The sequence below is a fragment of the Terriglobus albidus genome, from assembly GCF_008000815.1.
Classification (GTDB): domain Bacteria; phylum Acidobacteriota; class Terriglobia; order Terriglobales; family Acidobacteriaceae; genus Terriglobus; species Terriglobus albidus_A.
On the sequence record NZ_CP042806.1, the window covers coordinates 2,954,273 to 2,977,337 of the forward strand.

General features: G+C 55.9%; 19 protein-coding genes. 5 read left to right on the top strand and 14 right to left on the bottom strand.

All coding sequences use genetic code 11. The annotated features are described in order from the left end of the window. Positions 1-9: 9 nt before the first annotated feature. The 13 genes from FTW19_RS11755 to FTW19_RS11810 form a co-directional block, all read right to left on the bottom strand. Complete coding sequence (locus tag FTW19_RS11755; RefSeq protein WP_246153696.1) at positions 10-4,224, bottom strand: BACON domain-containing protein; 4,215 nt, start codon at positions 4,222-4,224, stop codon at positions 10-12. A 51-nt stretch (positions 4,225-4,275) separates the two neighbouring features. Next, positions 4,276-5,082, bottom strand: a complete 807-nt coding sequence (locus FTW19_RS11760; RefSeq protein ID WP_147647804.1) for a CpsD/CapB family tyrosine-protein kinase — start codon at positions 5,080-5,082, stop codon at positions 4,276-4,278. 1 nt (position 5,083) lies between these two features. Then, positions 5,084-6,559 carry a GumC family protein gene (locus FTW19_RS11765; RefSeq protein WP_246153697.1) on the bottom strand — a complete coding sequence of 492 codons (1,476 nt, stop codon included), beginning with the start codon at positions 6,557-6,559 and terminating at the stop codon, positions 5,084-5,086. Continuing rightward, positions 6,549-7,832: a hypothetical protein gene (locus FTW19_RS11770; RefSeq protein ID WP_147647806.1), complete on the bottom strand. Its 1,284-nt coding sequence runs from the start codon at positions 7,830-7,832 to the stop codon at positions 6,549-6,551. The genes FTW19_RS11765 and FTW19_RS11770 overlap by 11 nt, the downstream gene beginning before the upstream one ends. Beyond that, entirely contained in the window at positions 7,829-8,383 is a 555-nt protein-coding gene (locus FTW19_RS11775) for a polysaccharide biosynthesis/export family protein (protein ID WP_246153698.1), read from the bottom strand. Before FTW19_RS11775 ends, FTW19_RS11770 begins: the two co-directional genes overlap by 4 nt. A 169-nt stretch (positions 8,384-8,552) precedes the next feature. Then, a complete protein-coding gene (locus FTW19_RS11780; RefSeq protein WP_147647808.1) occupies positions 8,553-9,917 on the bottom strand; it encodes a glycosyltransferase family 4 protein in 1,365 nt (454 codons plus the stop codon). Then, the gene (locus tag FTW19_RS11785; RefSeq protein WP_187143435.1) at positions 9,886-11,007 is read right to left on the bottom strand and encodes a glycosyltransferase; all 1,122 of its coding nucleotides are present in this window, start codon (positions 11,005-11,007) and stop codon (positions 9,886-9,888) included. Before FTW19_RS11785 ends, FTW19_RS11780 begins: the two co-directional genes overlap by 32 nt. 70 nt (positions 11,008-11,077) lie before the next feature. Further along, positions 11,078-11,842 carry a polysaccharide deacetylase family protein gene (locus FTW19_RS11790; protein ID WP_147647810.1) on the bottom strand — a complete coding sequence of 255 codons (765 nt, stop codon included), beginning with the start codon at positions 11,840-11,842 and terminating at the stop codon, positions 11,078-11,080. Continuing rightward, positions 11,839-12,042: a hypothetical protein gene (locus FTW19_RS25810; protein ID WP_187143436.1), complete on the bottom strand. Its 204-nt coding sequence runs from the start codon at positions 12,040-12,042 to the stop codon at positions 11,839-11,841. The genes FTW19_RS11790 and FTW19_RS25810 overlap by 4 nt, the downstream gene beginning before the upstream one ends. Positions 12,043-12,051: 9 nt before the next feature. After that, entirely contained in the window at positions 12,052-13,461 is a 1,410-nt protein-coding gene (locus FTW19_RS11795) for an NAD(P)/FAD-dependent oxidoreductase (RefSeq protein ID WP_147647811.1), read from the bottom strand. Position 13,462: 1 nt separating this feature from the next. Continuing rightward, positions 13,463-13,834 carry an EamA family transporter gene (locus FTW19_RS11800; protein WP_147647812.1) on the bottom strand — a complete coding sequence of 124 codons (372 nt, stop codon included), beginning with the start codon at positions 13,832-13,834 and terminating at the stop codon, positions 13,463-13,465. Further along, on the bottom strand, positions 13,831-14,214 hold the full coding sequence (locus tag FTW19_RS11805; protein ID WP_147647813.1) for an EamA family transporter: 384 nt from the start codon (positions 14,212-14,214) through the stop codon (positions 13,831-13,833). The genes FTW19_RS11800 and FTW19_RS11805 overlap by 4 nt, the downstream gene beginning before the upstream one ends. Before the next feature lie 24 nt (positions 14,215-14,238). Continuing rightward, positions 14,239-15,408, bottom strand: a complete 1,170-nt coding sequence (locus tag FTW19_RS11810) for a Gfo/Idh/MocA family protein (RefSeq protein ID WP_348641850.1) — start codon at positions 15,406-15,408, stop codon at positions 14,239-14,241. A 224-nt stretch (positions 15,409-15,632) separates the two neighbouring features. On the opposite strand from FTW19_RS11810, the gene FTW19_RS11815 reads away from it, so the two are divergent. From FTW19_RS11815 to FTW19_RS11835, 5 genes are read left to right on the top strand one after another with little or no spacing between them, the layout of a single operon-like run. Continuing rightward, positions 15,633-17,000, top strand: a complete 1,368-nt coding sequence (locus FTW19_RS11815; RefSeq protein WP_147647815.1) for a nucleotide sugar dehydrogenase — start codon at positions 15,633-15,635, stop codon at positions 16,998-17,000. A gap of 37 nt (positions 17,001-17,037) precedes the next feature. After that, on the top strand, positions 17,038-17,877 hold the full coding sequence (locus tag FTW19_RS11820; protein ID WP_147647816.1) for a glycosyltransferase: 840 nt from the start codon (positions 17,038-17,040) through the stop codon (positions 17,875-17,877). Positions 17,878-17,929: 52 nt separating this feature from the next. Next, a complete protein-coding gene (locus tag FTW19_RS26265) occupies positions 17,930-18,730 on the top strand; it encodes an N-acetyltransferase (protein ID WP_147647817.1) in 801 nt (266 codons plus the stop codon). Further along, entirely contained in the window at positions 18,727-19,839 is a 1,113-nt protein-coding gene (wecB, locus tag FTW19_RS11830; protein ID WP_147647818.1) for a non-hydrolyzing UDP-N-acetylglucosamine 2-epimerase, read from the top strand. Before FTW19_RS26265 ends, wecB begins: the two co-directional genes overlap by 4 nt. Beyond that, positions 19,836-20,843 (top strand): NAD-dependent epimerase/dehydratase family protein, encoded by a 1,008-nt coding sequence (locus FTW19_RS11835; protein WP_147647819.1) that lies wholly within the window; start codon positions 19,836-19,838, stop codon positions 20,841-20,843. Before wecB ends, FTW19_RS11835 begins: the two co-directional genes overlap by 4 nt. Before the next feature lie 291 nt (positions 20,844-21,134). On the opposite strand, the gene FTW19_RS11840 is transcribed toward FTW19_RS11835, so the two are convergent. After that, the gene (locus FTW19_RS11840) at positions 21,135-22,397 is read right to left on the bottom strand and encodes a sigma-54 interaction domain-containing protein (RefSeq protein ID WP_246153699.1); all 1,263 of its coding nucleotides are present in this window, start codon (positions 22,395-22,397) and stop codon (positions 21,135-21,137) included. Positions 22,398-23,065 lie beyond the last annotated feature (668 nt).

A 23,065-nucleotide genomic window follows, 5' to 3' on the forward strand; every position in this document is an offset into this window, starting at 1 on the left:
CCTTTCCTGCTACTGCTGAACACTGATGTTTGCAAAGCTGACCGGCTGCGATGAAACATCCAGGGCGACGGCGCCAGAGGTGAGCGTGCTATCGGATGCCGAAATGATAAGGCGGTTGTCGTAGTACACCATGATCTGGTTGCCTGTGAACTGCAGACGGACCGTATGACGGGCCGTATCCATAACGATCGCGGGCGACTGTGCAAGCAGGGTCAGCCCGGCAGAGTCGATTGCCCAGCCCGTACCGCGGAACAGTTTGATAACGTTGTCTGCGGGGTATAGCCAGACCGCATAAGACGCACCGGTAGAGAGATTCACGCGGCCACGTATGCCACCCGGATAGTTGGAGTGGTTTGCCAGGGTAATATCTGCTGAGAAGACGTAGTCGGTCCAGGTGGAGCTACCCGCGTATTGCTGGGTGTGGCCGCCTCCGTTGTAATTGAAAGAATTGTTCGACACCGTCCAGTTTGAGGCGAGCCCAAGCGGAGAAGCTGTCCATTGCGACGAACCAGCGCCGAAGTTATCGCTGAAGAGCTGCGTTCCCAGATGAAGCGAGACAGGCAGTGTGAATGAGTTGGTCGCATTGCTCGAGCTGACAGTAACGTTCGCCATTACGGTTCCTGCAGCGAGTGCAGCGCTGGACGATGTGAGTGTCAACGGACCTGGTGCGCCCGCAGACGCCGGCGACGGCGTCAGCCACGAGCTGTTGCTGGTTGCGGTCCACGGCATACCGCCTGTCCCGGTGTTCTGAACGGAGACCGTAGACGGCGGCGGTGAGGAGCCGGTAGGACTGAAGAGATACACGCTGGAAGGCGTGACGCTGATGACGGCCGTTGGTTGTGAGGTGACGCTGAAGGTCACCGGAATTTGAATCGACGCACCGGCGGACGGACTCAACGTAAGCGTGGCTGAATAGTTTCCAGCAGCCAGGCTCGCCGCACTCGCTGTGACTGCAATCGACGCGGGAGTGGAGCTTCCCTGCGTTGGCGAGCTGGTAAGCCAGGCCGCGGTGGAAGAGGCCGCCCAGGAAACGCTGCTCGGGGATGAGGTAAGCGTTACTGTCTGAGCGGCTGCCGTGGCGCCGGGAGAGGCGCTAAAGGCTAAGGACGTTGGAGAAGCAGCTGCCGTAGTTTGCGGAGCAACTGCATTCGTGATGGTGACGCTGCTGTAAGTAACAACCTGGTTCGAAGGATCCAGGGCTATCAGGCCAGAGGTGTAGGTAGGGTCTGTGGCCGAGAAGAGCTTCGTTCCGTCGCGATAGACCGATATCGTACTGCCAAGGAACGATAGCTTATAGGTGTGAGCGCTGGTGTCAAAGAGGACCTGGTTGTTGCTTCCGATCAAAGTGTATCCATTGGAAATGTTCCAGTTGACCACCTTGAAGAGATTGACCGTGTGATCGGCCGGGTAGAACCAGAGAGCGTAGCCGGATCCATCGGCCGGGTTAACACGACCCCTGATCCCGCCAGGGTAATTGGAGGCCGGCAGCGTCAGCGTTACAGAGAGGTCGTAGTCCGTCCATCCGGCATTGCCGGCATAGAGCGGAGCTTCGCCACCGCCGTTATAACGAAGAGCGCTGCCGGTTGATGACCATCCGGAAAGGCCGCCGAGAGGCGAGATCGTCCATCCGCTAAGACTCGATGTGGATATGACGGTGGGCGGTGTGAGCACCTCAAACGTAACAGGAACAGATACGGACAGCACAGGATTGGTTGAGCTGGCTGTAACTGTTCCACTGTAGGTTCCAGGCGATAGTGAGCCTGCAACGACAGAGACATTCAGTGTGCCTGGCGTGCCGCCGGTGGTCGGAGAGACGCTGAGCCAGGAAGCATTATCCGAAGCGGTCCAGGTAACATTGGTACCGCTTGGATTGGTGATGGAGAGCTGCTGCGTTGTAGCTGTTGTCGTGCCGGAATTCTGGCTGAAGGACAACGAGGTCGGGCTTGCGACCAGTGACGCGTTGCTCGGCGTAACGGTAAGTGAGACTGCGACTGTCTTTGGACTGCCCGCTGCTGTGGCTGAAGTGAAGGTGATGGTCGCACTGTACGAACCGGCAGCCAGGCTGGAGCTATTGACGGATACCGTTACGGTATTGCTGCCCGCTATACCGCTTGCCGGACTTACGCTTAACCAGGACGCATTATCCGACGCCGTCCAGCTATAGGAGCCGGAACCGATGTTCGCAACCGTGACGGTCTTCGATGCCGGCGATGACCCCGAAGGTGTCGTAAAGCTCAGTGTGACAGGTGTAACCTGCATCGTGGCAGGCTGCGTGTTGGTGAAGCTGTATGTTCCACCATTGCTGAAACCAGGAACGGCGAGAAGCGTCCCTTCATCGTCGCCGTAGAAGACATACGCTTTGGTCGGAATGAGGCGGCCGTCGGCGTCGGTTGCTGACCCAGTGAAGTTCAGTGTGATGGACGAAGAGGTGACTGTCCCGCTGCTAAGCAGTGAATGGTTGCGGGCACGAAGATAGTCACCCATGCCATCCATGTATTGGTGAATTCCTTTGTTCGTCTTGAACCATGTCGAGAATTGGGAGATGAAACTCTGCCGGTCAGACGTCGTCGTAAATTCGAGATTGCCGCCGTCGTGGGTGTAGATCTGAACTGGCATCATGCCAGACCAGAAGTGCCACATGTAGTACTCCCATTGATTGAGGCTCTGAGCGACGGTATAGCCGTTCTGCGAGCTTGGCCAGACGGCGTCAGGACGACTGAAGCGGCCGCCGGAAAGTCCTACCTGAGAAGCGAAGGCATAGAAGGTCTGTGCAGGTTTACCAGCGACGCTATGTACCACCATGTCATCTGCATAGAAGAAGGGAAAAGTTTCTTCGTAGTCCACTGCATAAACCGGTGGCTGTTCGTAGATGCGGAACGGTCCATAGGGAATTCTCTGGGCCGTTGTCTTCGGATAGTTGAAGTAGTAGGCGCCGGGATTCTGAGGTGTTGTGATGTAGCGAATTCCGAGACTGTTCCACATCTCGTATCCGGCGTTGTCAGTGATGTCCCAGTAGTGCCCTACCATCGAACGGCCAAAGGCGGGGAACGTATCCGTTCCGCCCTGCCCGAGCTTCCATTGAAGAGCCGACGTTACATTCGATTGCCACTGCGCATCGGTATTCGCAATACTCAGATTCCAGTAAAGGTCACCGCCCGAACCATAGGCCAGACCGTGCGGTGTCGCATGCAGAAAGCCGGAGTTGACGGCGCTGATCAGTTGGGCGCGTTCTCCACCAGGCGTGGACAGTGAGGAGAGCTGCATGTTTAGTTGAGGGAGCCAGGGACCGCCTGTGCCGTCAGAGGCGACAGTGCCGGTCAGCGATGTGTTCCACATATCCGGAATGCGAGACATGAGGCCGGGTTCGTTGTCGTCCATCTGAATCGCCGCAATGCGCGGATATCCGCGAAGTACGAAAGGCTTGCGAGCTGCCCATACCAGGCTTCGCCAGAACAGATCGTCAACACCTTCGACAAATCCGAAGCGATCGGCGTGCAGGTAGTCATAGGTGGTGAAGTCGACGATGCGTCCCTGCCCGTAGGTGCTGGCCAGAATCAGGGGGTCGGTTCCGAGCTGCGCCACGACCGTCGCGGTCGCGCCGGTGAGAATCGTCGCATTGGAAGCGATCGTCGTTGTTCCGTTGCCGTGATAGTTGTAAGTGATGGCGCCGGCCGGGTCGCCGAGCCAGTGGCGCTGGAGTGCTGCGATGTAATGCGGCGTTGATCCACCCACCTGGACCGCCGCGGGAACAGTAATGCTTGTCTGCGCGGCCCCTAACGTGGCGCCGGTAGCATGAAACATCGTCATAATATGATTCTGCGTACCGATCGCCTGATCGCTGTCGAGGTTCACAAATCCCGTACCGTTTGCGACAGCGGTCATAATTGCGTTCTGCCACGCAGCGCTCGGATTCAAACCGTTATGGCCGGCAATAATCAACTGTGATGCGGTCAGATCGGTAGCCGAGGTCTGGCTGATATCGACGACCCTATATGGAACCTGCAAATGAACGAGATATCTCTCAGGACCCATTTGATAGGATCCTGGGCTGGTGCTGCTGGTGTTATACCCGGATGTAACCGACGAGTTCACCAGCACGACCACGGTAAGATCCTGGCTTTGGGCGACGGCGCGGGATACCAAAAGCAGCGCAAAAGCAAAGACCATTCCACAGAGTACGAGCAGGCGAAAATGACGAAAGATCGATCTATTTGACGTGTTCATAGTGGTTTCCTTACTGAGTGGTCGTAAACTTCAATACTTTCCGCGCCGGTGTTAGCGATAGCCATATCCGTATCCGTACCGGCCTGAGAGCGAAACATTGTTGTAGATAACGAAGTTCAGCCGTTCACCGAGGTGCTCTACGGCGCGTTCTACCAACATTCGTGGTGTTCCGCGTTCGCGAACAACAAGAAGCACAAGATCGGCGTTCGGCAGGATCTCCTCGACGTCGGCGACAGCCAGCACCGGTGGGCCATCGATGATGATCCATGAAAAGGTTTGTCGCGCCCAACAGATCACATCCTGCAGCGCTTGGGAACGGAGAAGCTTTACCGGCTTCGCTGCCGGTTTATTCAGTCCCAGATAGAACAGGGGAACATCGCTGAGCCGCCGCACCGCGGATCTGGCAGTAGCCTCTCCTTTGATGACATCCACCAGGCTGGAGGGCGGCGGAGTTGGGATATAACGACTCTGACTTGGCCTGCGCAAGTCAAGTTCAAGAAGCAGAGTGCTGTGACCCGCTTCCGCCAGGGCCCATGCCAGGTTATAGGCGTTCAGGCTCTTGCCGTCGGCGGGGCCGGGACTCGTGATGAGTGCCGACCCACCCGAAGAGCGAACATTGGACAGCCGATGTTGCATGAGCCGGAATTGTTCGGCGGCAACTCCATTAGGATCGGCCTCGAACACGGAGATGTCACGCGCCTTACCGCCGCTTTCGAGGCGCTTAATATCATCAAGCTCAGGAGCGGCATGGAGAATAGAGGCATCATATGGCGCGGATGCGAGATCAGCACTTGTCCTCAGAGAACGTACGTTACGGCTACGCGGATCACTTGCAGGCTGAAGAGAGAGTGAGATCACCTTATTGGCCCCCTAGGAGATAACGCGCCGGTGCGAGTACGCGACGCATCTGCGTTCGTTCCATCGTTGGTGTAATGCCGAGAAGTGGAATGCCGGGAAGGCAATCTCTTAACTCCAACTCGGACTTTACGGTGCTATCCATCATCTCGCTGACAAAGGCGGTACCGCCGGCCAGTATCAGTGCTAGACAGAAAGCGCCGATGAGAAGCGGCATGCGCTTCGGGCCTGTCGGAATATCAGGAACGCGCGCAGAGTCGAGCATCGTAAAGCTGCCCCCTTTCTGGTCGTGCTCCAGCTGGGCCGCCATCTGCGCCGAGTAGTTCTTCTCGAGCAGGGAGCGATAGTGATCTTTTGTCGTGTCGTAGTCGCGTAACAATTGCGAGATCTCTTGTTCGCGGAGAGGTGCGGAATCAACTTTTGACTGATAGCGGCTGATCGAGGCCTGGATATTTCGCTGTTCGCTCACCAGACGGGCCCGATCGCGACGGATCAGTTGCAACTGTGGGTTCGCGGTGGGCTGCGCGTCGGGTGATGAAAGCGCCGCTGCATCGACTACCGGAGTTGCCGCGATCCGTTCATCCAGAGCATGGATTTCGGCCTGTTTTTGTATGACGTCAGGAAAGCTATCCGTATAGTGCTTGCGCAGTTCTGCGAGTTCTGCCTGGGCCGCCAGTTTTTCGCTTACCAGCCGTTGGCGGGGATTGGAGGATGGCCCAGGTGTACGCTGCGATACTGGATCCGGAGAGGCCGAGGCTGCAAGAAGAGCTTCGTGGTCCAGGCGACTTTGACCTTCGACATTTGCTTGAAGCTCCACCTGCAGACGTGAGAGCGTTTGCATGTTGGCCTGCAATTGATCGGGTAGTTCTCCGAGATGCCTCAGCTTGTAAGCGCTAAGCTGGTTTTCCAAAGCATCTAGTTGAGTCTTTGTCGTGACCAGTTCATTCGCCAGAAATGCGGTTGTTCCCTGGGCCTCCTGCTCGCGGTCCTGGAGATTCCATGTAATAAACGAATCTGCGAGCTTATTTGCAACAGCTGCAACCTCTTTGGCCGAATCTCCGGTATAGCTCAACGTGAATGCGCTCAGGCCATCGGCGTTATGTTTCAACTCGATGCCTATGTTTTTACGCATGCGCTCGATAAGCTCTTCGCGGCTTACTTTGCCGCGTAGCTTCGGAAAGAGCTGGAAGTCGTCCAGAATCTTTTCCAGTCGGGAAGCGCTGAGAATCTGCTGGCTTAGCGTGTTCAGGCGGTCGCTTGCACCCATCGAGACTGCACTGCTGACGTATTTGTCAGAGATTCGCTGCGGGTTTACCAGAATCTGCGTTTGAGCCCGATACACATTCGGCATCTGCTCGATATAGGCGGCCGACCCCGCGAAGACGACGACAAGGACGATGAGAATCAGTCGCAAGCGGTACTTCAGCGCACCGAACAGCATCGGGATGCGCACGGAAAGTGGGGTATGCTCATCTGACACGGGGACCTCCATGCTGTTTCGACCAGGTGAACGTCACAAAAAAGACCGTTCTTGCCAAATCGACCGAAGAGACGGTGCGTTGAAAATGTCGTGCCGTAAATGACCATTCCGCCCATTCCGAAAGATGACGGTGGAACTCGCCCGACACGAAATATCCATCGATGTCTGAGCTTGTATTCGTCAACGCTCCGCCATGGTAGCTGGTATAACCACCGTCGACTGAAACAGTGAACCGTCTGGGATTGCCAGCCTGCGCTCCGCCATAGACAGAGGTCTCCCAAAGGGACCCTGCGACGACACCATTACCGCGTTTACGGCTTGTGCCTATGTAGATCCGGTTTCCTCGAGCGTTCTGCGCTGAAACGGCAAACGCGTATTGATAGTTGCCGGTGCATTGCGCAGAACCGAAAACCGGACCGCCCGAGCCTTCGACCCGCACAGCCGTGGTCATCTGGTACGTGGACAAGCCTTCGAGCGCGGCGGTTACGCAGGTGCCCGCTCCGAAGTTTTGTTGTACTGCATCGCTTCGAACCCCAACGAGCAGGCGGCGACTCCATAATTCGCGATAAGCCGCATTTATCTCGTATTGCCGGGTGGAGGGAGCAGCCCCAAGGAAATTATGGAAGCCTGCGCTTGCGCCGAAAGATAGCGCGCTTACTTCAGAAGTTTCGTGGTCGACAAGAAATGTTACGTATTGCCGCAGCGTGTCACCGGTGATGAGTCCCGTTTGTACGCCGTTATTGTCGATTGCTGAATTTACAGAAGCAAGACTGACGCTGCTTCCAGCGCGCGCCGCATCTGCGCCGTATGCATTTGCAGCGTTCAGACCCCATACGGTACGGGGGCTGGTGATCTCAGTCATGCCAACGGTTGTCCAGTGATACTGTTGCATTTTGATATCACTTGCCGGGAACTGAAGTACGGTCGCGTCGTGCGTAAGATAGCTGGAGAAGCGGTGTCCCACGGAACTGATGCCGACGTGGCCCTGTATTCCAAGTGTGTTGGACTTCAGGTCGGGTGTGTTGTTTACGGCAGTATCCCGGCCATAGGAGAGGGCTGCTCCGAGGTCGAAATATGACCGTTCTTCACGCGGGACCGCAGCGTCTACCCATCCCGGGCGGATCTCCTGTTGTGTCGAGGTTTGGCTATTGTCTGCCTCTGAGGATTGCTGGGTCTGAGAAGGTGTTTGCTTGTGTGCAGTTTGAGCAACTACACCGGCCGGGGGAGTAAGGCAGATAAGGCAGAGCAAGGAAACAGGGCAGAGTGCTTTCACGGGATCACCACTGTGTCGCCAGGATTGAGCTGCAGATTATGATTCGGATCCGAACCTTGAAGCAGAGACTTGTAGTTCACCCAGATACCGCCAGCTGGCCCGCTTGCACGGAGTACATGGATCTTTTTCTTGGAGGCAAATTGGGTGAGACCACCAGCCTGTGCGATCAACTGAAGTACGGTGATCGGGGTATTCAACGGGTAGGCGCCGGGACGTGTAATTTCTCCGGTGATGTAGACCATTCGGCTGTGTATCTCGGTTACTGTGACCGTCACACGCGGCTGCACCACCATTGATTGGAGGCGGGTTTGGATCAGGTCTTCCAACTGGGACGGTTCTTTACCCACGACATACACTTCGCCAAGCAATGGGAGTGAGATCTTGCCATCGGGGCGGACAACGACCGTCTGGCTCAGGTCTTTTTCCTTCCAGACCTGGATGTTGAGGACATCTCCGCTTCCAATCGTGTACTGCGGCGCAGCAACGGCAGGCGCAGTGCGAGGGTCGGCTTTCGGCACGCTCGAAGCGTTGGTCTTGCCTGCATCTGCCACGCGCTGTTGTCCATAGCAAATTCCGGTGCAGAGAAGAGCCACGGACACGGCTCGCAAGCACCATATGGTATGAGACCTGGGCTTCATAATTGCCATCCTTCCGATGCTTAAAGAAGAAGCAATCAAAAAGCCAAATGGGCCATCTATTTGGGAGCGTTTAAGGCAGATATCAGGCTTTGCGGAGGGATGCCTTCGGAAATGTGTGCAGGACCTTGCACACTTTCGGCTGCGCTGCTTTAGCGGCGATTGCCATCCGATATACGTCGATCGTTTGCCGCGCGATCTGATCCCAACCGACATACCTGCGAGGGTTATTCGCTGCTCCCGCGAGAAGGTCGAGATAGATGTTTCTGCCTGCCTCAGCTCGCGGCTGCTGGTATAGATTTGTGATGCCGTCGACCGCTTCTTGGAGTGCGAAGGAAAGTGCTGCAACGTCTCCGGGAGGCACCAGCAGTGCGTTCTGGTTTGGTTCCAGATACTCCCGGAATGGCGGCAGGTCGGAGGCGATAATTGGCTTCCGGTAGCACAGGCCTGTCAGCAGAGCGCCGCTGGTTGTTATTGAACGATAGGGATACACCAGCAGATCGGCAGCCTGGTAGTAGGAAGGCAGTCGGCTTGTGGGAATGTAGTGAACGTCTGCTCGCAGGGTATCCGGCAGGGCAGCGGCTGCTGCTTGAACCTCGGCCTCGACCTCCGATGAACCCGTACCTGCAATGACCAGCAGCGGCATAGCTGTCGATCGATTTCTCCATCGAGGCACGCTGGCCGTCCACGCCTGGAGCAGAAGATCTAATCCCTTATAGGACGCCATCACTCCCTGCCAGAGGACGATAGGTCGGTCTGGAGGAAGCTTCAGGGTTGCACGGGCATCGCTGGGATTCCTTTGATCCGCGGATTCGAAGAGAGGCCCATGCGGTATGACAGAGATAAAGATGGAAGGTATATCGAATCGAGCCTCCAATGCATCTGCGATATCCCGCGAGTGGCAGATCAGGTGATCCACGCTGCGATAGAGGCGGCCGTATATGCTCTCCAGGCGATTCCCGGTGTCGTGTGGAAGCAGGTTATGAACAGTGTGCACAACCGGGATGTGGCATCTCCGGGCGGCACGGAGCAACTCGAAGTCGCTTCCGATATTGTGGTTCAACAAAGGTAACTGCTGCAGGTGGATGATGTCGGGGCGCTTTGAGGGAGTGCTCTCCAGCGTTCTTGCGAGTGCAATGGCGTTCGAGATAGCGGCGGCGCAACGCAGGACACGCCGCAGTGATGAGGGCCAGCCATTTGCAAGCTGGTCAAAGCGGAAAGGACCCGGATCAGGAGATAAACCCACTTGAGAAAAATACTCAGGCTCGCGAGAGACACTGGCACTGAGCAGGCGCAGGGAGACATTTGCTGAAGCGAGCGCACGGGCGAGTGAGGCGGTATACCAGGGGGTAAAACACAGAGGATCACTTAGCCATACGCGCAGGGATGAGCCATCCGGTTGCGGGCCTTCTGTCGCCTTATGCGATGTCGCGATCGGTACCACGCCCATAAAATGCGCCTGCTTTCTCGAAAGGGCTGAGTCTCATCAGCAGATGACGCTTTGCCATGGCTTCCTTGTACGTTGAGAGATAGCCGTCGAGCATGACCGAAACGTCGAAACATGCGGTCGCTTTTTCTGCCGCACGAGCCGCCAATACTTGTTGCTTCTCCGGTGAAGAAAGCAGCAACAGGATGGCGTCTGCCAGCAGATCGGGATCATTAGGTGGTACAAGCATGCCTGCCTTGCCGCCTTCCAGCAAACGAGGAATTTCGCCAACCGCCGAGGCGACGATGGGTTTTTCAGAGGCCATTGCCTCCAGTACTGCCAGAGGCATTGCTTCGATTCGCGATGGCTGTATGACAATCGTGCAGCGCGACAGAAAACGGGCGGTGTCGTCACAGAACCCAGGTAGGTGGAGAGCGTGAGCGACGCAGAGCTCGGCCGCCAACGCAAGAAGACGCTCCCGTTCGGGACCTTCTCCTGCCACGACGCACTGCAGTTCGGGATAGGCTGCCAATAGTTTGGGAAGCGCCCAGACCAGAACGTCGACTCCCTTTTCTTTCGAAAGTCTCGAAAGGCAGCCGAGAATAATACGCCCGGACCGGCTGGGCGTCTGCGATGCGGCCTTATATGTAGCGACCTCAATGCCATTGGGGATCTGCCGTATGCGCCGGCCCGGCACACCGGCTCGTCGCAGATTCGACCGAACGCCATGCGATACGGCCACCACACGGTCAAAGTGACGAAGAAGAAACCTGTCGAGCGTAGCGTATTGCCGAAGAGATGCGGTCCGATTGGTCCAGTTATGACAGGTTGCAACAAGTGCGCAGCCGGCCAGGCGGGCAGCGACGAGCCCATAGATATTCGCCTTATAGCCGTGGGTGTGCAGCACTTCGATACGGTTCCTCCGGAGCCATCTGGCCAGAAGCACAATGGTTCTAAGGCTCCATCTGCCTGTGCAGCCTAGATTGAGTACCCGCAGGCTCTGACGTTCGGCTTCCTCGACAAAACGCGAACAGGATGCGCTGGTGCCGTTGAATACGCCGAGGTAGACCTCGGCTCCGGCGCGTTGAAGAGCGGCCGACAGAAGGCAGATCATTCTTTCCGTGCCGTAGAAGCCGGAACTTGAGACAAGTTGGAGAACCCGCATATACCACACCCCACATCGTTCAGCCTGGCATCGCCCGGAACAGGGAAGACCAGATATGCTGATAGCCCCTGTCTCCGATCGTGCGTTTAGCAAGTTGACGGAACAGATACATACCGCGAAGCCGGCTGACAGCGAAAAGATCGCCTTCAAGGTAGGCGGCAATCGTGCGGAGTGAGGTCTTACGGCGTACCGCAAATCTTCCAATCACCGCGGGAAGCTGCACGCTGTTCTTGACTGTAGCGGTGCGGTACATGCCAGGTTCCGAGGTATAGACTTCTTCGTATCCCGCCACGGCACAGGCACGAATCACGGTTTCATTCCAGCGCCCACCAGGCATTGAAATCGATGTGACGGCCCGGCCGATCTTGTCTTCGAGAATCAACCTGGAATTGCGAACCTCCTGCTCCAACTGGGAGGGGTTGCAGGCCGATAAAAAGATGTGAGTGGCGCCGTGGGAGCCGATCCGATGACCTTGTTCGGCGATCGACCGGACGTCGTTCCAATTGATATATCCGTGTTTCGATTCCATCCAGGCTGTAGGAATGAAGAAATGGCCCTGTACGTCGAGCTCATTCAAAATGGGAACTGCCCATCGCATATGCGACACATGGCCGTCGTCAAACGTTATATGTGCCGATTGTTTGATCTGTCCCGCCCCATGAGCGGCAGCCCACATGTGGCTCATGAATATATCGGGCGAGATGCAATAGACATCCGCCGAATTCTGATCGTCGATCTCGTGATAGGCCAGGACATGCGGAACAATGGTTGATGGAAGGTTCATAGTGAGCCGTCCTCTGTGCCTTGATGGAGCATCTGTGCCTTTGTCGGCACAGGGATCTTGCTCCGTTTGGCACGCTGGATTACCTCAGAGAGGAGGAACAGGCATCCGGAAATCAGAAGAAGTGAGATTACCGGACGGCCGAGCAATAGATGATCGATTGCCTGGAGAATGGCCTCGATGGAGATCATGGAGATATGCATAGGGGACACCTACCGTGCGAAAGCGGGCCTGAGAGCCTCTTCCGTCCCTTTCGGTGCTAACGTCTCGACCTGCTGCTGCAACGGGATATCTTTCATGAGTTCGTCGCATGTAGCCTGGGCGATGGACGTCATCGCATTATTGTTGAGAGTGTCATTCAGGATCTGCGAGGTATTCGCTACATAGACACCGGCAACCGGCGTCCGTGCCGGAGGCAGAACCTCGGAATACCCTAGCGTTGGTACGGGCTGAACGACCCGCTCGCGGAAGACAAAACGATGTTCAATGTCTGCTTCCTTGAGGTCGGGGTGCATCCGCGAAAGATCGGTCCAAACATGCTGCCAGACTGCATCGTCGGAGGCCTCGAACAACTTATCGTCGGGCGCAGTATAGCGGGGCAGATACACGAGATGGCGATTATTGGTCTCCTGCGTGGGATCGATCAGGTTCGTCATTTCAATGACGCCCGTGAAGCCGATCTTTTCTGTAACATTCGTTACGTAGAACGGGCTCAGACGCTTCTTCAGAACGAGGACAACGCAGATAAGACCGAGGTACATTACCTGTCCCAGGCGGGCTTTATATGCGGCATCTTCTGTGTCGAGCAGATCGGCGATGACCTTGTTGGGAGCCGTCAAAATGGCGCCGTCGAAGTACATATCTTTGTGGCAGGCTTTGACATGGATACGTCCTTCCTGCGTAGTGCCATTCGAGGAGATACACCGGATCTTCACTCCCGTGTTCGTCGAGCCTCCAAGTGATACAACAACCTGCTGCAGCTTCTGAAAAACCGTGCTATACCCGCCACGAACATAGCCGAGCTGCTCCTGCTGTCCCGGGCCGCGTTGCCGCGTCGACGCAAGGCGAACGATCGTACCCCAGAGGAATGCCGCCGATGCATACCTGCGCAACTCGCCGAGTTTGCAGCGGAACAGCGGCTCCCATATCTGGTCGTACACCTTCCTGCCGAAGATATGGCGGGTCCACTGAGACAAAGGAATGGATTCCAGGGCAAGGCCGTCTTTGATCTTTGTGACATAGAGGGTCATCAGCGCCAGGCGGAGCTTTGATGCGAGCGAGAGATGACGATAACGCAGTAGATCTACCGGGCTGGTCATCTTGTGCAGGGCGCCTTGGGAAAACAGGCCCACTTCGGTCTTGGTCCACTGGAGTTGATCACTCAGCTCCAGGTCGGCGAGAAGACCCAGCAGGGCTTTGTCCGAAGTAAGGATGCAGTGATAAAACTTGTCCCAACGGAATGGGCCGAAGTTGTGGGTGCTGGTCAGGCCGCCCAGATCCGACCGGCTTTCCAGGATCGTTACCTTATATCCGGCGCGCAGTAGGCGGAAGGCGCATACCATGCCTGTAAAACCGCCGCCCACAACGGCGATATGGGAAGGGCGCAATGTGCCTTGTTGCATGTCAGATACTCCCCGCGACGAGTGCGGCGCCGCATGTAATAAGTCCAATGGCCAGCCAGTGTGACCGGGATACGTGCTCGTCAAGCAGAAGGGCTGCCAGGCTTGTTACCAGAACGTATCCGAGGCTGAGGAGGGGATAAGCGTATGAGATATCGAGGTGGCGCAGCGCCATGAGCCAACACACGGTTGCCAGTCCGAACAGAATGACCCAGAGACCAAGCCATGGAATGGCGACAAGGCGGCCCGCGTTCTGCTTCTTGGCAAGGGTGTTGGTCAGATGTTTCAGGGTAATCTGTGCGAACGACCCCGAGGTGATACTTGCGGCGAGTATTCCCCAGGAATATGCCAGCGATGGCGTAGTATCGGCATTCATCTGACTATTCCTCTATCGGTTTTGGAAAGCAACGCGATGCCAACCGCCATGACGGTAATACCGGTCCAGCGCCAAGGCCCCATCGATTCATGCAGAAGATAGTGGCCCAAAAAGCCCAGCAAAATGTAGTTAACGGCAGCGAGAGGATAGAGGTAACTGATGTTCTTTTGCGCGACTGCGGCAAACCAGAGCAGCGTTCCAACTCCGTAGACGCAAAGTCCGATCAGCACCCCCCATGGGAGACTCAGTGGCCACTGGAGAGCCAAGAGACCAAGTCTACCTTTCCCCAAAAGGCCAACCTTGATCAGTATCTGCCCGGCCGCAGCCATGGCCACTGAGCCTCCCACCAACATCTCTGTCTTGTAGCGAATGGTTCGCATGAAGATCCTGCAGTTTCTTCCCGTCTAGGAGTGCGCCACGACTACCGGCATGCCTGGGACCATCGGCAGGCTCGGCGTCCATTGCCGGTTAATGGTTTGCGGTGGGTGGAGTGCTTTGGAAACGGCTCCCGAATGAAGCGATACGGGCAGGCCATCCATTTCCAGAGATTTTTGAGCCGCTTCTAGAATGCGGACGACACGTAGGCCATCCTGAGAGTCGCTCCTTGGTGTGATGCGATGCTCGACACAGTTAATGAAATGTTGGAACTCAAGTTTGAGCGGTTCGGTCGCGATCAGATGAGGTATCTGAATATCACCGAAACGCACCTGAATCGCTTCGCCGTAAGAGCATGTAGCCGGGCTCTGCGCGCCGCTGTCGTAGATCCGGAGTTTCTCCGAAGCTGCTGCGTCATCGAAGACGAGCATCTTCTTGCTGCCAACGACGGTCGTGCTGCGCATCTTGTGCGGGTCGAGCCATGAGATGTGGATATGCGCCATCCGGCGATTCGCGAAGAACAGGCTAAGGAAAACGACGTCTTCAATGCCATCCTGGATAAACGATTGTCCCCTGGCGCTCACATCGACCGGATCCTCGCCGAGTATGTAGAGAATCTGGGAGAGATCGTGCGGCGCAAAGCTCCAGAGGGCGTTCTCATCACCACGAATGCGGCCGAGATTTACCCGCTGCGTGTAGATGTAGTAGATCTCGCCCAGATCACCAGACTGGATGATCTCGCGGATGCGATTGACGGCGGGATGGTATTCGAGAAGATGTCCAACCATAAGGATCCGTCCCCTCGCTGCCGCAAGTGCCGACAGCTCCTCCGCATCCCGGACGTTAAGGGTAAAGGGTTTTTCTACAAAGACGTCTTTGTCAGCAAGAAGCGCTTTTTTGGCGAGGGGATAGTGCGTAATTGCTGGCGAGCTGATGACGACAGCTCGAATCTCGGCGTGTTGCGCGAGCATTTCATCAAGTGATGCAACGGTTTGCACATTCCAGTTGCGTTCTGCCATTGAGCGGCGGGCCTCATTCAGATCGCTGCAGACTACCAAGTCGCACTCGGGCATTTCATAGAGGCACCGGGCGACGTTGCAGCCCCAGGCGCCGAGACCTACAACTCCTACCTTCAATCGAGCTCCCATCGTGGATGTCTCCTTGTATGAACCGTATGCAGACACAGGAGCAATCTCCATGCCATTTCGGATCGCACCTTAGAGGGAGCAGAAGACTGCCATTTCAGCCCGGAAATAGGCAGGTTACGCGCAACTCTTTGCATACTTTTCCCGTCCCTGGGCCGTGTATTCGGGCGGGGAAAGGGGGTGCGATAGCGCGGATAAGCAGTTACAGGGGGGCGCTCCAGCGATATCGCTAAGTCAGGCCTGAGGATTTGGCATATCCCGTGCAATGTCTTCGCGGCATGAACCTAGTAACTGTGTCCACGCAAACTCGTCAAGCGGAGCGTCAGCTCGAGAAGCTCCAAGCGAAGACCGCAAAGGTCGGCGTTATCGGCCTTGGATATGTTGGTCTCCCCCTATCCCTTCTTCTATCGGAAGCGGGCTTTACAGTGCAGGGCTTCGATATTGACGCCCGCAAAGTGGACCAGTTGGAAGATGGGAAGAGCTATATCTTCCGCATTCCGGCGACGGAAATTGAAATGGCTCGTTCACAAGGATTCCGTGCAACGACCGATTTCAGCAAAATCAGCGAACAGGACGCCATCATCATGTGCGTGCCCACGCCGCTGACGGATCATCGGGATCCCGACCTCTCGTTCATTCAGAAGACAGCGGAATCCATCGCTCCATGGCTGGTCCGCGGCCAATTGGTCGTTCTGGAGAGCACGACTTATCCGGGTACAACCGAAGAGGTGCTGATCCCAATCCTGGACCGTGGCTGCCCCGAAGGTCTTCAGGCCTATGAGCCGGGCATGGATGTAGACGCGAATGTCTTCTATGTTGCGTTCTCGCCTGAACGTGAGGATCCGGGCAATAACACTGTGGCTCGCCGCGATATCCCGAAGGTTATCGGCGGGCATGGCGCAGTTGCCGGAAAGCTGGCAGGCGCGCTCTATGGGAATATTTTTGGCCGCACAGTTGCGGTCTCATCGACGCAGGCGGCAGAGATGACCAAGCTGCTTGAAAACATTTACCGGTGCGTAAACATCGCGATGGTAAACGAACTCAAGCTGCTTTCACTCCGGATGGGAATCGACATCTGGGAGGTCATCGATGCCGCCGCGACCAAACCGTTCGGCTTCCAGCCGTTCTATCCCGGTCCTGGCCTGGGTGGTCACTGTATCCCAATCGATCCCTTCTATCTGAGCTGGAAGGCTCGGGAGTGGAACTTCCACACCCGCTTTATCGAGCTGGCCGGCGAGATCAACGAGGGAATGCCTCGTCACGTGGTGCACTCGGTCTCAGAGGCTTTGAACGCGCACCGCAAATCGATGAACGGGGCAAAGGTCCTGGTTCTCGGTGTCGCTTACAAGAAAGATATCGACGACCTTCGTGAGTCTCCATCGCTCGAGATTATCGAGATGCTGCAGGAGGAGAAGGCAACGGTCGACTACAACGATCCATACTTTCCAACTGTTGGCCGGGGCCGGCATTACGACCTGGGCATGACATGTACCCCTCTGGATCGTCTGGCTGACTACGACTGCGTCGTCATAGCCACTGATCACTCCGACTACGACTACGAGGCGATCGTGCGCAATTCTCAACTTGTTGTTGATACGCGTAACGCTACTCGCGGAATCGTGTCTTCCAAGATCGTTCGTTGCTAAGCAAAGGTGCCTCGGGGATAGGCAAGGAGAGATTTGAATGCACGACACGCGACATAGCCTTAGCCGTCCTCGAGTTGCTGTAGTCATACCTGTTTGCAATGAGCAGGAATCGCTGCAGGTGCTCAGGATCAGGCTCGCAGAGTTACAGCGGGGTCTGCAGGATCGCTACATTACCTTTTACCTGTTTATCGACGACGGAAGTACGGACCGTACCGTGGCGCTTCTGCCGCGGACGGCACCGTACGGAACCTCTTACAGAGTCGTTTCACACCCCAACAATCTCGGTATCGGCGCCGCATTCCGCACCGGATTTGAGATCGCGGCGAGCGCAGACGTTATCTGTACCCTCGATGCAGATTGCAGTTACCGTGCGGACCAGCTTGCCCAGATGGTTCATTTGATTGTGGATGGGAAGGCGGATGTGGTTGTGGCATCTCCGTATCATCCGCAAGGCTCCGTCGAGGGGGTCGCGCCGTGGCGGCATGCTCTCAGCCGTTATTGTTCGCGGCTCTATCGCATGATCTCACCGGTTAAGCTCTACACCTATACCAGCATGTTCCGCGCATATCGCGGTTCTTTCATTAGGCGAGCGCATTTCCGGAGCAACGGATTTGTGTCTACGGTGGAGATTCTGATGAATGCGTCCTATCTTGGGTATCGGATCCACGAAGTGCCAATGACGCTGCATCGACGTACTACCGGATGCAGCAAAATGCGGATCCTTCGCACAATCAGAGATCACTTGAAACTGGCTCTGGATTGTATCTTCGCTGGAAACAACGGGTATCCGTCCTTCTGCAAGCCCGAGGCAAAGCAGGACGGGCAGGAGAAAAAAGAAAACGTCGGGCGAATGATGAAGATTGTCGGAAGCCGTTAGTCCACGCACGTTCGGCAGGATCGTCTGATCCGCTGGAAAGATAGAAGGTTTTATGAGTTTTGAATTTGTTGCATCTGAAAATGCTCTTCTCCTGGAGCAGGAACGAAACAGAAGATACCCCAACGTGCACTTCGGCCGGAATGTAGTTGTGGGCCAGAACGTCAGCATTGGGGAAGGTACGGTAATCGGCAATCACGTAGTACTTCACGACCACGCCACCATCGGTAAGGACGTCAGGATCGATGACGGGGCAATTATCGGCAAGAAGCCTTTGAAATCCAAAGCCAGCGCTATGACCGGGTCCAAAGAGCTGGGGCCGGCCTTTTTAGGCAACGGTTGTCTGGTTGGAAGCAATGCCGTGATCTATTCAGGGGCGATTGTCGAAGACGGGGTTCTGATTGCCGACTTTGCCAGCGTACGCGAAGACACTGCGATTGGCGAACTCAGCATCATCGGCCGAGGAGTCGCCATTGAAAACCAGGTCAGGGTAGGGCGATGCTGCAAGATTGAAACCGGCGCCTACATCACCGCAAAATCCGCGATTGGTGACCAGTGCTTTGTCGCTCCCGAGGTGACGTTTACTAATGACAACTTCGTCGGACGCACGCAGGAGAGATTCAAGCACTTCGGTGGAGTAACTATGCAGAAAGGCGCCCGCATTGCTGCGAACGCCACGATTTTGCCCGGAGTGCTGATTGGGGAAGATGCCTTGGTTGCAGCGGGATCTGTAGTAACACGCGATGTTCCAGCGCGCATGGTCGTCATGGGGGCGCCGGCAAGAGTAGTCCGCCCGGTAGATATTGATCAGTTGTTGCCGTACGAAAGCAACGTTAAGCCGGGAGAAACACCGTGAAGATACTTTCCATAGGTGGAACGCGGCCGCAGTTCGTCAAAATGGCAGTTCTTGTAAAAGCCATCGAGGCGTATAACCGCGAACACCAGGGTGCAATCGAACACAGGTTGCTGCATACAGGGCAGCACAGTGACCCGATGATGTCAGCGGTATTCTTTCAGGAACTCGGTCTGCCGAAGCCGCGATTGCTGGAGACCGTCAGGATGGGGACGCCTGGAATTCAGACTGCGCTCATGCTTGCCGGTGTCGAGGCGGAACTATTGGAGTGGAGGCCGGACGCTGTAATCGCGTACGGCGATACGAATTCGACCCTCGCCTCTGTGCTGGCGGCGGCGAAGCTTCACGTTCCCGTAATTCATCTTGAGGCAGGATTGCGCAGCTTCAATCGGATGATGCAGGAAGAGCTAAACCGAATCGTCGCGGACCATATCTCGGACCTGCTGCTATGCCCGACACAGAATGCCGTAAAACAGTTGGAGTCGGAGGGGCTCGGTGAGCGTGCGGTATTCGTGGGAGACGTAATGCTTGATGCTGTCAGCCTCTTTGGCAAGGATGGACAGTCTGCCGTACAGCGCGAGCTCCACTTAGGAACCCAGGAATATGCTCTCGTTACGATTCATCGAGCCGAGGCGACCGATGAACCCGAACGCCTTAACGGCATTCTTGATGCGCTAAAGAAGATGGATGTTCCCATTATTTTCCCGATGCATCCGCGGCTGCGAAAGCGTCTGCTTGGAACGAGCAACTCCGATCTGTTTCTTGCGGATCATGTGCACGTTGTCGAGCCAGTCGGATACCTGGACATGCTGGCACTGCAGCGCAATGCCAGGTTTATCATGACCGATTCCGGCGGCCTGCAGAAGGAGGCCTACTTCATGGGGGTACCGTGCCTGACGCTCCGTGAGGAAACCGAGTGGATCGAGACGTTGCACGGTGGGTGGAACATACTGGTCGGCAATGAGACTGGAAAGATCCTGGATGGAGCTCGCCGTCTGGAACGCTTCGGACGCAACAGTGTTCAGGGGCCCAGGGATCTGGTCGAGTTCGGTGAAGGCCATGCAGGAGAACGTAGTATCGATCGAATTATGGAAATGGTGAGGGCTGCATGACAAAACGTGTACTTATTACTGGGGCTGCCGGCTTCCTGGGATCGCATGTAACCGATCGGATGCTTGCAAAGGGTTATGACGTCGTAGCTGTTGACGATATGTCGCATGGGAACTCCGCGAATCTTGAGGCTGCGAAGCAATACCCTGGATTTGAATTCCACTCCGCGGATGTTTGCGATTACGCCGCCTTGCGGCAGGCAGCAGGAAAGGTGGACATTGTCCTTCATCTGGCGGCATACAAGATTCCGCGCTACGAAAACCCAAAGAAGACTCTGATGGTGAACTTCCACGGGACGCACAATGCATTGCAGATTGCCGTCGAGAACAATGCGCGCTTTGTGATTACATCGACCTCGGATGTGTATGGCAAAAATCCCACGGTGCCTTTCTCCGAGGATGGGGACTCCGTTCTCGGACCCGCGACGGTGGCGAGGTGGGCCTATGCGGCTTCGAAGATGTTCGATGAACACCTCGTGCTTGCCATGGCGGAAGAAGCAGGGATCAATGCGACCGTTCTGAGGATATTTGGTTCGTATGGACCACGTCAGAACCTCAGCTGGTGGGGAGGACCGCAGGCTGTCTTCATCAGCGCTATTCTGCGGGAGGAGGTCATACCCATCCATGGTGATGGCCTGCAGACGCGATCCTTCACGTTTGTCCAAGACACGGCGCGCGGCATCGTAGCTGCCGCCGAATCCCAGAATGCCAACCGCGAAATCGTCAACATTGGAGACAATACTGAGATCTCGATTCTGGATTTGGCGCACACCATTCATCGCTTGAGTGGGAAAGAGGGATCGCTGCGGATTACATTCGTCCCTTATCACGAGATCGCAGGACGTAAGTACGAGGATGTTCGCCGTCGTGTACCGGATATCCGAAAGGCAGAACGCCTGCTTGGTTTCCGCGCGGAAGTTCCTCTCGGGGTTGGTCTGATGAAGACAATCGCGTGGCAGAAGGAACAACTCGAGGCCAATGGAAGCCTCAAAGCCGCGCTAGTCTAAAGTCCCATCTAGGCCTTAGACCAGGCTGTATCGAACGATCAGCTTCGATTGTTATGAAGTTGGACTAGTTCCTGTCCATACTGACTCCATGAGTATCTTCCCCGGCGAACTAGCTTCGCGGGAAGACATGTCATATGCCAATTAGGACTACGCCTCGAGTCTAAGCCCGCTGATGCAAGAGAAGCATAAATGGGCTTTAGCCCTGCGCCTTCCGTTTGAGGAAAGCCCAGCGCTAAAGCCCAGTCTTCGGGAGGTCGATAAATATCGGTACCCGGCTTGCCGGTATATTTCTTAGTGACCCGCTGAAAACCTCATTGGCGCTCTAGCTTCCTTCAAGTGATACTGGTCGATCTTGTAAAGCAAGGTGCGATAGCTGATGCGAAGCGCTGCGGCGGCGTGCCTGCGGTTCCAACGAGCCGCTTCCAGCGCCTGCTGTATCAGCCGGCTTTCGGTCTGGTCCTTGAAGTTCCGAACGATGGAGCGCATATGAGTCACACTGGCATCGGGCTCTCCTTCAACCGTTGGGCAGACCTGCTCCGTGATGGTGGCACGGCCCATCACCTTGCTCTCGATATCGGCGACGGAGGCATCGCTGCCCTTAAGAATCTGAATGCGTATGACGGCATTGGACAGCTCCCTCAGGTTTCCGGGCCAGTGATATTCCTGTAGCAAAGAGACGATGCGTGGTGAGATATAGACCGGATCTTGCTGGAACTGAGCAGCCTGCCGCTTGACCATCTGTTCCACCAGGAACGGAATCTCCTCCCGCCGTTCCCGCAACGGAGGAATATTGATCGTAAAGGCGCTGATGCGATAGTAGAGGTCCTCGCGAAAGAGCTTATCTGTGATGGCATTCTCGATATTAACGTTCGTGGCAGCAATCACCCGGACGTCAGCGGTTGAGACGGTCCTTGCGCCGAGACGGGAGTAACGGCCGTCCTGCAGGACATGAAGCAACTTAGCCTGCATCGGAGCGCTCATCTCACCGATTTCGTCCAGCAGGAGGGTGCCGCGGTCGGCCAGTTCGAACTTACCAGGCTTCGCCTTGACGGCTCCGGTAAAGGCGCCCGCCTCATAGCCGAAGAGCTCGCTTTCAAGGAGGTCCGGCGGGAGAGCGGCGCAATTGACAGAACTGAAGACGTGCGACGAACGGCGAGAGTGCTTGTGGAGGAGATTGGCAACGACGTCCTTACCAACGCCGCTCTCGCCGAGGATCAGTACAGGCACATCCACGGCGGCGAGGAGGCGAATGTTCTCATAAATTCGCATCATAGCCGGTGAGGCCGCGAGGAAGTAGCGGTTATGGCCGATCTCTTCCAGATGATAGCGTCCAGAGGTCGGCCGGACATCATGATCCACCTCGCGAGTTACTTCAAACTCCTCCGCCAACTGGGAGAGTTCCGTAAGCATCTCTTCGAGTTCAGGGCGTTGAACCGGGACTTTGAGGAAGTGGTGAATCCCAAGCGTCTCTGCATCCTGAACCCACGGGCTCAGACCTAGGGGGGGCGCCAGCCAAATGCGATGCGCACCCACCTGCTGACTAAGTCTCGACAAAGAAGTCTCATCTCTGGGGGGACGTGCGGAGACGTCCAAAATAACAGCATCGAAATGGCGTGTCTGGCAAGCCGCCAAGGCTTCTTTCAGGGATTCGAAGACCTCAACAAGATGTCCCTCGGATTGAAGCGTTGCCTCGGCAGTCTGAATAAATGGCCTTGAGCTTGTAATAATTGCGACTACTTTAGTCCTTAGCATCACGGATACCTTTAAGTACCTCAATATGTTGAAAATGGCTCGTTTTTTTTAGGTGAACAGGCGTATGGTGTACCCCAGATTCCAAGGCGCACCTGTGCCGGCTGTTGAGACGCCTACTTCTCAGGCGATTAGGCCTTTCATCGCCTGGAAGTTTGGTCTTTCGTTTGCTGTCCCGCATAGCAGGATCCCCAACGAAGGAGGGAAGATACGTTCTGTGCCCAGACCTCGGAGAGCGAGATGATCCAGGCTACCTGTAGTACCCCCATTGCAGCTATCCATTCACCGGAGGGGCCGGTCTTGTCGAGAATTGTCCAACAAATCGAGAAGACACTGATCCCAGTCAACGTAAGTACAACCGACGGAAGATATGAACGCCAGTTCAGCAACCTTTGCGGAACATGGGAGGTATACAAGGCAGGGCCGTAAAGCGCCCGAAGCATTCCAGGAGAAGCCATAATGTGTGTCCTTTG

What these genes read in the sequence shown, in the direction of transcription:
- FTW19_RS11755 (WP_246153696.1), bottom strand. Translation starts at nt 4,224, where the DNA reads ATGAACACGTCAAATAGATCGATCTTTCGTCATTTTCGCCTGCTCGTA.
- FTW19_RS11780 (WP_147647808.1), bottom strand. Translation starts at nt 9,917, where the DNA reads ATGGGCGTGGTACCGATCGCGACATCGCATAAGGCGACAGAAGGCCCG.
- FTW19_RS11785 (WP_187143435.1), bottom strand. Translation starts at nt 11,007, where the DNA reads ATGATCTGCCTTCTGTCGGCCGCTCTTCAACGCGCCGGAGCCGAGGTC.
- FTW19_RS11790 (WP_147647810.1), bottom strand. Translation starts at nt 11,842, where the DNA reads ATGAACCTTCCATCAACCATTGTTCCGCATGTCCTGGCCTATCACGAG.
- FTW19_RS25810 (WP_187143436.1), bottom strand. Translation starts at nt 12,042, where the DNA reads ATGCATATCTCCATGATCTCCATCGAGGCCATTCTCCAGGCAATCGAT.
- FTW19_RS11795 (WP_147647811.1), bottom strand. Translation starts at nt 13,461, where the DNA reads ATGCAACAAGGCACATTGCGCCCTTCCCATATCGCCGTTGTGGGCGGC.
- FTW19_RS11800 (WP_147647812.1), bottom strand. Translation starts at nt 13,834, where the DNA reads ATGAATGCCGATACTACGCCATCGCTGGCATATTCCTGGGGAATACTC.
- FTW19_RS11805 (WP_147647813.1), bottom strand. Translation starts at nt 14,214, where the DNA reads ATGCGAACCATTCGCTACAAGACAGAGATGTTGGTGGGAGGCTCAGTG.
- FTW19_RS11810 (WP_348641850.1), bottom strand. Translation starts at nt 15,408, where the DNA reads ATGGAGATTGCTCCTGTGTCTGCATACGGTTCATACAAGGAGACATCC.
- FTW19_RS11815 (WP_147647815.1), top strand. Translation starts at nt 15,633, where the DNA reads ATGAACCTAGTAACTGTGTCCACGCAAACTCGTCAAGCGGAGCGTCAG.
- FTW19_RS11820 (WP_147647816.1), top strand. Translation starts at nt 17,038, where the DNA reads ATGCACGACACGCGACATAGCCTTAGCCGTCCTCGAGTTGCTGTAGTC.
- FTW19_RS26265 (WP_147647817.1), top strand. Translation starts at nt 17,930, where the DNA reads ATGAGTTTTGAATTTGTTGCATCTGAAAATGCTCTTCTCCTGGAGCAG.
- FTW19_RS11835 (WP_147647819.1), top strand. Translation starts at nt 19,836, where the DNA reads ATGACAAAACGTGTACTTATTACTGGGGCTGCCGGCTTCCTGGGATCG.